The organism is Actinoplanes sp. NPDC048967 (assembly GCF_040649415.1).
Taxonomy (GTDB): domain Bacteria; phylum Actinomycetota; class Actinomycetes; order Mycobacteriales; family Micromonosporaceae; genus Actinoplanes.
In genome coordinates this window covers 369,108-377,436 of record NZ_JBEZFL010000008.1, presented here as the reverse complement: position 1 = coordinate 377,436, position 8,329 = coordinate 369,108, and the positions used below count along the sequence as shown (strand labels likewise).

The window sequence follows — 8,329 nt, the reverse complement described above, 5'->3', positions numbered from 1 at the left end:
TCGGTGGCGGCGGCCTTGACGGCGGCGCCAACCCGGGCGGCGGCGATGTAGACGGCGGCGGTCTCGGTGGCGGCGGCCTTGACGGCGGCGCCAACCCGGGCGGCGGCGATGTAGACGGCGGCGGTCTCGGTGGCGGCGGCCTTGACGGCGGCGCCAACCCCGGCGGCGGCTACGTAGACGGCGGCGCGTCCTCGACGGCGGTGGCTCCGACGCCGGGGGCTGCTCGACGGCCGGGCCACCCGGCGCCTGATCACCGCCGCGGCCACCGACCCCCGGTGGCCGCGGCCGTCGCATGCTCGTATTATGCATAAACTTCAATATCTGGGAGCGCTCCCATTGTGGTCGGTCCAGGCGCGTCGTAGCGTGTGGACACCTCGTCACAGCGTTTGGCCCGGACGGCCGGCACCCTTTCCCCGTGCCCGCCGTGCCGTGGCGTCCTGGGTGGACGCGTTGTGCCGACGAGGTCCCCCGATCTGAGGTAGGTCATGAGAAGACGACTCGCCACCCTCGGCGCCGCGGTGCTCGCCGCGGCCGCCTCCGTCCTGTTCTCCGTCGATCCCGCGTACGCGGCGACCGGTCTGCACGTCAGTGGCCGCGGCATCGTCGAGGCGGGCGGGCAGCCGTTCGTCATGCGCGGCGTCAATCACGAGCACACCTGGTTCACCGACGAGACCGACTCGTTCGCCGACATCAAGGCCAAGGGCGCCAACACCGTACGGGTCGTGCTCAGTGGCGGCCGCTGGACGGCCAACAGCGCCGCTGACGTGGCCGGCGTGATCTCCCTCTGCAAGCAGAACAGGCTCATCTGCGTCCTGGAGGACCATGACACCACCGGCTACGGCGAGGACGCTGCCGCGTACACGCTGGATCAGGCGGTCGACTACTGGATCGGCCTGAAGAGCGTGCTGGCCGGCCAGGAGGACTACATCGCCATCAACATCGGCAACGAGCCGATCGGCAACACCGACCCCGGCCAGTGGACCGGCGCGACCAGCGCGGCCATCCGGAAGATGCGCGGCCACGGCTTCCAGCACCTGCTGATGGTCGACGCGCCCAACTGGGGCCAGGACTGGACCTACACCATGCGGGACAACGCGCAGACCGTGCTGGACGCCGACACCCAGCACAACACGGTGCTCTCGATCCACATGTACGCCGTCTTCAACACCGCCGCGTCCATCACCTCGTACCTGGACACCTTCCAGGCCAAGGGCTGGCCGCTGGTCATCGGCGAGTTCGGCTGGCAGTTCGCTCCCGGCGAGGTGGACGACCAGACCCTGATGGCCGAGGCGGTCGCGCGGAACCTCGGCTACCTGGGCTGGTCGTGGGCCGGCAACAACGACCCGATCCTCGACATGACCGTCGGTTTCGACCCGAACCGGCTGACCACCTTCGGCGAGCGGGTCTTCAACGGGCCCAACGGCATCAAGGCCACCGCCGAGGAGGCCGCGATCTTCGGCGGCGGGCCGACGACCCCGCCGACCAGTACGCCGCCGAGCAGTGCCTCGCCGACGAGCACCCCGCCGACGCCGGCGCCGGCCGGTTGCGCGGCGGCGTACTCGGTGACCGGGCAGTGGACCGGCGGCTTCCAGGGTGAGGTCACGGTGACCGCCGGGACCGCCGCGGTACGGAGCTGGACCGTCACCCTGGCGTTCCCGAACGGCCAGACGGTCACTCAGGCGTGGAGTGCGACGGTGACCAGCAGCGGCTCCACCGTGACCGCTCGCAACGCGACCTACAACGGGAGCCTGGCCGTCGGTGCCTCCACGAGCTTCGGTTTCCTCGGCTCGTGGGCCGGCACCAACGGCGTACCGGCGGTGACCTGCTCGGCGACCTGACCGCCCGGGCCGGGCCGGGCGCCGTCACGGCGCCCGGCCACGGTCAGGTGCACTGCTGGTCGAGCGGGGCGAGCCAGCCCTTGAGCGTGGAGCCCAGCGTCGTGTTGACGTCCTGGGTGGTCTTCACCGCGCTGAAGCTCTTGGTGTCGGCGGCCTTGGCCTTCAGCTTCTCCGCGGTCTGCTTGCCGGCGGTGCGCAGCTCCGGGTCGGTGCTCTCGGCGGTGGCGCTGCTGATGGCGGTCGCGAACGCGGTCAGCGCCTGCTGGACCTCCTGCTCGTTCTTCTTGTCGTCGCCGGCGGTCTTGCGCGCGTCGGCCAGCTCGGTGAGGGCCTGGGCGAACGGCGCCATGTGCCGGCTGTAGACCTTGCCGAGGGCTTCGCACGCGGACCTCGTCGAGGCCTCCGCGCTGCGCTGGGCGGCGGGCGGCGCCGAGGCCGTACCGATGCCCACGCCGGCCTCGCCGGGTGCGGGATTGGTGGCGGTGCCGCAGGCAGCCGCCGAGAGCAGCACGCCACCTAGAAAGATCGCCTGCACAGCTCGGCGCATCGGGGGAACCTCCTGCTGATCGGGGATGCGGGAACGTGGGAGCGCTCCCATCGCGCTCTGCACCATACGTCGCGGTGCAGTCCTCGTCTAGAGACGCTCTTCTATTCCACTGCCCAGTATGCCGGGGGACTATTAACCGGATGTCGCCTCCCGGCGGGCGTACTCGGGAGACGATGACGGCATGCAAGCAGCACAGGGCGTGCCGTTGTCGTGATGAGCCGTACCTTCGGAATCCTCTCGCCGTTCGTGGGCGGTGACTACTACGGGGCGCTCATCGCCGGCGTCAACAGCGCCGCCGTGGCCGCCGGCGACCGGGTCATGGCCGTCCAGACGCTGGATCCGGGTTCGTACAGCGCCGACCGCAGCGGCCTGCCGGACTTCCGCCGGCCGGTGGCGTGGCAGCACCTGGCCGGCCTGATCGTGCTGCCCGGCGCGGTCGACGCCGCCTACGCCCGGGCCGCTCGGACGGCCGGCAAGCCGGTGGTCCTGGTCGGGCACGAGGTGCCGGACAGCGACTGCTCGTCCGTGCTGGCCGACAGCCGCAGCGGGGTCCGGGAGGCGGTCGGGCATCTGGCCGGGCACGGCCACGAACGGATCGCCTTCGCCGGCAACCTGGCCCACTTCGACGTCCGGGAACGGCACGAGGGCTACCGGGAGGGACTGCTCGCCCAGCAGCTCACGCCGCGGTCCGATCTGTTGTTCGCGCTCAACGACAATCACGAGACCGGCGGCGAGTCGGTCGCCGACGCCCTGATCCGGGCCGGGATGCCGGCGACGGCCGTCGTGACGGGCACCGACCGCAACGCCATCGGCCTCATCCGCCGGCTGGCCGAGGCCGGCTACGCGGTCCCCGGCGACCTGGCCGTGGTGGGTTTCGACGACATCGCCGACGCGACGTACCTGCGGCCGAGCCTGTCCACCGTGCGCCAGCCGCTGGACGCCCTGGGCGCGGCCGTGCACGCCCTGGCCCGCGAGCTGGCGGCGGATCCGCGGCTGCCGGCCGCCGTACGGTCCGTGCCCACCACCTTCGTCCAGCGCGACTCCTGCGGCTGCCCGAGCCGCGGGCTGCCGGTGTCGGAGTCGCGGACCCGGGAGCTGTTCTCCGACGTCCGCTACCTGCAGGCCACGCTGAACGTGCAGTACGAGCTCGGCATCGAGCTGCTGGGCTCGCACGAGAAGGACCCGCGCGGCCTGGCCTGGATGGAGAGCACCCCGGCGGTCGGCGGTTGCCTCGGTCTGTGGCCCGGCGAGGGTGAGCCGCGCGGCGACGACCCGCTGCTGGAGGTGGTGGGGGAGTTCCGGGCCGGGGGCGGGCCACGCTCCGGGCCGGTGAGCGCGTTCCCGCCGCCCGGGCTGTTCACACTGGCGGACGGCCCGGCCGGCGACATCGTGTTCGTCGTGCCGGTGCGCAGCGCGTCGCGGGACTGGGGCGCGCTGGCGGCGGTCGGGCGGATCCAGGCCAGCACGCCGCCGGGCCGCGAGATGATGAACCAGGCTGGTGCCCTGCTGGCCGCCGCCCTCGACCGGGACTCGATGGTGGCGTCCCTGCGGGACCAGGAGGAACGGCTGCGCAACGCCGCTCTGCACGACCACCTCACCGGCCTGCCGAACCGGGTGCTGCTGGCCGACCGCCTCCAGCAGGCCGGGCTGCGCGCGGCCCGGCAGCCCGGCCACCGCTTCGCGGTCCTGCTGCTCGACCTGGACGGGTTCAAGGCCGTCAACGACTCCCTGGGTCACGCGGCGGGCGACGTCCTGCTGGTGGAGGTGGCCCGCCGCCTGACCGGGCTGGTGCGTCAGTCCGACACCGTCGCCCGGCTCGGCGGTGACGAGTTCGTCGTGCTGCTCGACGGCTTCGCCACCTGTGACGGCCACGAGCGGGTGCGCGACGCGATCACGGCCGCGATCACCGAGCCGTTCGTCATCGACGGGTACCCGGTCGAGGTCGGCCTGAGCATCGGTGTCGCGCTGTCCACCGACGGTTCGGCCGACCCCGACCACCTGCTCCGGGAGGCCGACGCGGCGATGTACCGCGAGAAGTCGACCGCCCGGCGTCGCTGACCGCCGGGGGCACGGCTCAGCCGGTGCCGCACACCGTGCCGTTGAGGGCGAACGCCCCGGGCAGCACGTTCGGTCCGCTGTAGGCACCGACGAACCCGGCCGTGGCCGTGGCCCCGGCGGCCAGCGTGGCCCCCGGGTCGCTGGTGACCCGTACGTCGCGGCCGGTCTGGGTCCAGGTGGCGCTCCAGCCGCTCTGCACGCTCTGCCAGCCGGTGGGCCAGGTGAAGGTCAGCGTCCAGCCGGTGACCGGGGCGGGCCCGTTGTTGGTGACCTCGACGGCGCCGACGAAGCCGTTGCCCCAGTCGTTGGTGTCGCTGAACGTGACCGTGCAGCTGCTGCTCGCCGGGGCGGTGGTGGTGACGGTCAGCGGCCGGGACGACCACGACACCCGGCCCGCGGTGTCCCGGGCCAGCACGTTGACGGTGTAGCGGGTCCCGGGCGTGAGGTTGCGGGCGGTGAAGGACGTGCCCGAGGTCTCGCCGAGCTGCTCGCTGACGGCGCCGTTGGCCCGGTGCACCTCGTACTTGGCGATCGGATCGCGGCCGGGCCGCGCCGCCGGCCAGGAGATCGTCGCGGTCCGGTCGGTGACGGCCCCGGCGACGGGCGCGCCGGGTGCTCCGGGGGCCCCGGCGGCGGTCCGGGCCGGGTGCAGGGTCACCAGCGTGAGGGAGTACGGCGCCAGCGTCTGCTCAGTCGCAGTTCCCCGCGCGGCGGTCTCGAGCGCCGGGGCACCGTTACCGAGCGAGATGACAGTCGGCGCGGTGCTCGTGCTCGGGCTGTAGCCCCGGTAGTCCAGGGTGGCCGTCCGCTCGTTGTCGGGGTCCCGGTTGACCAGCAGCACCTGCAGGTCGCCGTCGGACCGGCGGGCGGCGTGCGCGGCGACGAGCGGATCATCGGTGCCGGCCCGGACCAGCTGGTCGCCCGGGTGCACGAAGGACTTCATCAGCGTCAGCGCGTGGTACGGCGCGAACGGCGTGTTCAGCGGCGGCTCGCACACCGACCCGTCGGACGCGCAGTTGCCGGAGGAGAGCAGGCCGAAGTCGCCGTAGTCGCGCTCCCCGGCGACGGTCGACACGGTGCCGATCCCGTTGTGGACGTTCCACCACTGCACCGTGAAGACGCCGTTCTCCAGCAGGTCGCTGTACGCGTCGGCCAGGAACAGGGCGCCGGGCCGGGTGTTCTGTCCTACCCCGACGTTCATCTCGGTCAGGCTCACCTGGATGCGGCCGGCGTTGCTGCCGGCGTACCGGTCGATCTGCCGGCGCAGCAGGTACATGGCATCGTCGATGTGGCTCGTCTTGCTGAGGGCCTCGGCGGCCGTGCCGCCGCCGGGATACCAGTGCACGTCGACGAAGTCGATGTGCGCACCGGCGCGGGTGAGCACCTCCTGGTTCCAGGTCCCGGCGTCGCCCGCGCCGACCAGCCCGTCGGGCCAGTTGCCCGGCGTGGTGAGCACCGCGCCGATCTTGATGTCCGGGTCGACGGCCCGCATCGCCTCGGCGAACGCGACCACCCCCGCGGCGTACGCGGCCGGGCTCTTGTCGGCGTGGTTGTCGGCCTCCCACGGCTCGCCGTAGTGACCGTTGCCGTAGTTCTCGTTGCCGATCGTCCAGTACCTGGCCCGGTAGCCCTTGTCCTTGGCGTGGCGCACCCAGTCCGCGGCCTCCTGCGCCGTCCCGGTGCCGTAGTTCGCGATGATCATCGGCTCGGCGCCGATCCGCCCGGCCGAGGCCATGAAGGTGTCGAAGTCGGTGTCCGGGGCGACGTAGCCGCCGGGCGCGGTGTGGTCGCGCCAGTGGTAGATGTCGGCGTACGAGCCGCCGGGGTAGCGCAGCATCTGCACCCCGGCCGACTTGAGCAGGCCCGAGGTCTCGGCCGTGCCCAGGTTGGTGTCCCAGATGGCGTCGTTGACGCCCAGGGCTGTGTCCGGAACGGTGGCCAGACCCGCCTGGGCGTTCACGGTCACGGCGACGGGAGCGGGGGAGGCGGCGGGCGCGGCGGTGGAGGCGGTGGGTGCGGCGACACTGCACAGCGCACCGGCGCCGAGCAGCAACGCGCCCCGCGCGACCCGGTGGAAGATCGCGGACGGCATGGCTCTCCGATCGGAGGACAGCGAGAGTTGGGAGCGCTCCCATCCTCACTGTCGCAGCGATCACTGTCAATCTTCCTCGACTCCGCCCGGTGGCGCGGAAATCCTCACATTCGGCGCAGGCCAGTCGAACGGTCAGGCGAGCCCATCGGGGGGCTTCCAGGGTGGACAGGTGATTCGGGTGAAGATGTCGAACCTCAGGGTCGGGCTCCGGCTCGGCGCCGGCTTCCTCGTGGTGATCATCGGCATGGTCGTGCTGACGGTCATCGGCGTCAGCGAGGTCAACAAGATCAACGATCGGCTGACCGTCGTCAACGACCTCAACGGCGTGAAGCAGCGGTACGCCATCAACTTCCGGGGCAGCGTGCACGACCGCGCGATCGCCGTCCGGGACGTGGTGCTCGCCCGTACCGGTGCCGAGGTGCAGACCGAGGTCGACACGATCGCCAAGCTGACCGCCAAGTACGACGAGTCCGCGGCCAAGATGGCCGCGATGTTCGCCGACGGGTCCGACGTCAGCGCCGAGGAGAAGCAGGCACTGGCCGAGATCAACCGGATCCAGGCCAAGACGCTGCCGCTGATCAGCCAGGTCGTCGACCTGCGCCGGGCCGGCACCGACGAGCAGGCCTACGTCGTGCTCACCACGCAGGCCAGGCCCGCCTTCATCGAGTGGCTCGCCGCCATCAACGTGTTCATCGACCTCGAGGAGGCGATGAACAAGGCCGAGACGGCCCAGGCCCGCGAGGTCGCCGACGGGTTCATGACCATCATGGTGATCGGCCTGCTGCTGGCCGCGCTGATCGCGGCGCTGGTCGCCTGGCGGATCACCCGCGGCATCACCCGGCCGCTGGCCGAGGCCGCGGACGTGCTCGTCGCGGTGGCCGACGGCGACCTGACCCGGCGGGTGGCCGTGCGCTCGGCCGACGAGGTCGGCCAGATGGGCCGCTCGGTGAACACGGCGCTGGACGCGATCGGCACCGTCATCACCGAGTTCGGCCGCAGCGCCCAGGGCCTGGCCCGGACCAGCCACCGCATCGGCGCCCTGTCCGGCCAGATCGCCAAGGGCGCGGAGGAGTCCTCGGTGCAGGCCAACGTCGTGGCCGACGCGGCCCAGGAGGTCTCCCGCAACGTGCAGACCGTCGCGGCCGGCTCGGAGGAGATGGGCTCCTCGATCCGCGAGATCTCGCACAACGCCAACGAGGCCGCCACCGTCGCGGCCCGGGCGGTCGACACCGTCCGGGTCACCACCGACACCGTGTCCCGCCTCGGCGACTCCAGCCGCATGATCGGCGACGTGGTCAAGGCGATCACCACCATCGCCCAGCAGACCAACCTGCTCGCCCTCAACGCGACCATCGAGGCCGCCCGGGCCGGCGAGGCCGGCAAGGGCTTCGCGGTGGTGGCCGGGGAGGTCAAGGAGCTGTCCCAGGAGACCGCCCGGGCCACCGAGGACATCTCCCGCCGGGTCGAGGCCATCCAGGCCGACACCACCAGCGCGGTCGCCGCGATCGCCGAGGTCACCGCGGTGATCACGCAGATCAGCGACTACCAGACCACGATCGCCTCGGCGGTCGAGGAGCAGACCGCGACGACCAACGAGATGAACCGCAGTGTCAACGACGCCGCGTCCGCCTCGGGCCAGATCGCCGCCAACATCAACAATGTGGCCGACGTCGCCCGCAACACCACCACCTCGGTCGAGGAGTCGCGCCGCGCCGCCGACGAGCTCGACGAGGTGAGCCGCAAGCTCCAGGCCCTGGTGGGCGGCTTCCGCATCTAGCCGTAGCGGCGCACAGC

Annotated in this window: 6 protein-coding genes; 3 read left to right on the top strand and 3 right to left on the bottom strand. The window is 72.0% G+C overall.

Features of this window, described 5'->3' with window-relative positions:
* On the bottom strand, positions 1-266 hold a 266-nt coding region (locus AB0C12_RS32510; RefSeq protein ID WP_360553686.1), incomplete at its 3' end, for a hypothetical protein.
* A 219-nt stretch (positions 267-485) separates the two neighbouring features.
* Here AB0C12_RS32510 and AB0C12_RS32505 point away from each other — a divergent pair.
* Positions 486-1,838 (top strand): cellulase family glycosylhydrolase, encoded by a 1,353-nt coding sequence (locus tag AB0C12_RS32505; protein ID WP_360553685.1) that lies wholly within the window; start codon positions 486-488, stop codon positions 1,836-1,838.
* Positions 1,839-1,881: 43 nt separating this feature from the next.
* On the opposite strand, the gene AB0C12_RS32500 is transcribed toward AB0C12_RS32505, so the two are convergent.
* Entirely contained in the window at positions 1,882-2,385 is a 504-nt protein-coding gene (locus AB0C12_RS32500) for a hypothetical protein (RefSeq protein WP_360553684.1), read from the bottom strand.
* A gap of 213 nt (positions 2,386-2,598) precedes the next feature.
* Here AB0C12_RS32500 and AB0C12_RS32495 point away from each other — a divergent pair, with 213 nt between their 5' ends.
* Complete coding sequence (locus tag AB0C12_RS32495; protein WP_360553683.1) at positions 2,599-4,443, top strand: GGDEF domain-containing protein; 1,845 nt, start codon at positions 2,599-2,601, stop codon at positions 4,441-4,443.
* Positions 4,444-4,459: 16 nt separating this feature from the next.
* On the opposite strand, the gene AB0C12_RS32490 is transcribed toward AB0C12_RS32495, so the two are convergent.
* Entirely contained in the window at positions 4,460-6,535 is a 2,076-nt protein-coding gene (locus AB0C12_RS32490) for a cellulose binding domain-containing protein (RefSeq protein WP_360553682.1), read from the bottom strand.
* A 169-nt stretch (positions 6,536-6,704) separates the two neighbouring features.
* On the opposite strand from AB0C12_RS32490, the gene AB0C12_RS32485 reads away from it, so the two are divergent.
* Positions 6,705-8,312 (top strand): methyl-accepting chemotaxis protein, encoded by a 1,608-nt coding sequence (locus AB0C12_RS32485; RefSeq protein WP_360553681.1) that lies wholly within the window; start codon positions 6,705-6,707, stop codon positions 8,310-8,312.
* Positions 8,313-8,329: the final 17 nt, after the last annotated feature.